This is a genomic window from Natrinema soli (assembly GCF_028618695.1).
This window is the reverse complement of sequence record NZ_JAQIVI010000093.1, coordinates 1-1,995: the sequence shown is the minus strand read 5'-3', so window position 1 is coordinate 1,995 and position 1,995 is coordinate 1. Positions and strand designations below refer to the sequence as shown.

Sequence of the window (1,995 nt, the reverse complement as noted above, 5' to 3'; positions counted from 1 at the left end):
CGCGACCCAGTCACCGGGGGTGACGTCCACGCGGTGGACGATTCCGTGGAACGCGGTCGCGAACCGGCAGCCCAGCCCCGCGACCTCGGCGGGATCGACCGATTCGGGGACCGTTACGAGGTTCTGATCGGCGTTCCGGACGGGGTACTCCTCGGCGAACGCGCCCTGCTGGAAGGGGACGAAGCCCATCGGCACCGATTTCTCGCAGATGTTCGCCCGCCCCTCCCGGCAGTGCGGACAGGTCCCGTCGCTCAGGTTGAACGGGTTCGTGACGAGGTCGCCCTCGCCGAAGCGCTCGACGCCGTCGCCGACCTCGACGACCCGACCGACGGGCTCGTGTCCGAAGATCAGCCCCGGCGTGGGCATCAGTCCGATCCAGTCCCAGTCGCCCTGCCAGGCGTGCCAGTCGCTCCGACAGATGCCGCAGGCTTCGGTTTCGACGACGACGCCGTTTTCCTCGCACTCCGGTCGGTCAACCTCCTGTACCTCGAGGGGTTCGTTCGCGCCCTGGAAGACTACTGCTTTCACGGCTACTCGAACGACGGCCTCCGACATAAACATAATGATTAATAATTATATATTCTGCGATTGCTGTCGCTGAGAGGGAGTCCGACCGCCGTTTCGGTGCGATCCGGAGCGGGTTTCGGCCGAGATCGACTACCGCCGAAACCGGGTCCCGCTGAGATCGAGTCCAGCCGAAACCAGTTCCGCTGAAACCAATTCCGCTGAAATCGGTTCCGCTCAAACCGGATTCCGACGAACCCAGTCGATCACCCCATCTTCGGAACGCCGCCGAGGTTCACTTTGACCGTCTTCACCTGCGAGTAGTCGTCGAGCGCCTCCTCGGCGAGTTCTCGGCCCGTGCCGCTCTCCTTGTAGCCGCCGTGGGGTGCCGGATCGAAGAGGTCGTTGTACGTGTTGATCCAGACCGTCCCGGCCTCGAGTTCGGCCGCGAACTCGTGGGCCGTGGAGAGATCCTCCGTCCAGACGCCCGCGGCGAGCCCGTACGACGTGTCGTTGGCTCGCCGAAGGACGTCGTCGCGGTCGCTCCACTCGAAGACGGAGAGCACGGGACCGAACACTTCCTCGCAGCCGACGGGGTCGTCGTCGCCCACGTCGGTGAGTACCGTCGGCTGGACGAACGGGGCACCCTCGAGGTCGTCGCCGACCGCGTCGTTCTCGCCGCCGGCACACAGCGTCGCGCCGTCGGCGACGGCATCGTCCACGAACTCGCGAACCGACGACTGGTGGGTGTGATCGATCATCGGCCCGACGTCGGTCGTCGGCGCGAGGGGGTCGCCGACGCCGAGGTTGTCGATGGCGCTCTCGAGCAGGTCCAGGAACTCCTCGCGGATCTCCCTGTGCAGGTACAGCCGTGAACCCGCAGTACACTGCTGTCCCGAGTTGAAGAAGATACTCACGATCGTCCCCAGGATCGCCTGCTCGAGGTCGGCGTCGGGAAAGACGATGTTCGGACTCTTCCCGCCGAGTTCGAGCGACGTCGGCGTGATCGTCTGCGCGGCGCTCTCGAGGGTCGCGACGCCCGACGCGTGCGAGCCGGTCAGGCTCAGTTTGTCGATGTCGTCGTGAGCGGTCATCGCCGCGCCGACGTCCTCGCCGAGGCCGGTGACGACGTTGACCGTTCCCGGCGGGAGGACGCGATCGCAGACCCGCGCGACCTCGAGCGACGAGAGCGTGGCTCGCTCAGACGGTTTGAGAACGACCGTGTTGCCGGTCGCCAGCGCCGGGCCGAGCTTCCACGCGACGAACATCGCGGGGAAGTTCCACGCGGAAATCGCGCCGACGACGCCGTACGGTTCGCGGCGCGTGAAGACGTGTTTCTCGTCGCCCGTCGGCACGATCCGGCCCTCATCGGTCGACCGCGCGAGCGCCGCGAAGTGGCGGAACTGCTCGATCAGCACCTCGCAGTCGACGAACAGCGCGTGGAGGTTCGGCTTCCCCGCCTCGAGGCTGTCGAGTTTCGCGATCTCCGTC

The 1,995-nt window shown here is 66.3% G+C and carries 2 protein-coding genes; both read right to left on the bottom strand.

The window, feature by feature from the left end:
- On the bottom strand, nucleotides 1–528 hold a 528-nt coding region (locus PGX04_RS05990; RefSeq protein WP_273737673.1), incomplete at its 3' end, for an alcohol dehydrogenase catalytic domain-containing protein.
- 242 nt (nucleotides 529–770) lie between these two features.
- Nucleotides 771–1,995, bottom strand: a 1,225-nt coding sequence (locus PGX04_RS05985) for an aldehyde dehydrogenase family protein (protein WP_273737672.1), incomplete at its 5' end; no start/stop codon positions are given.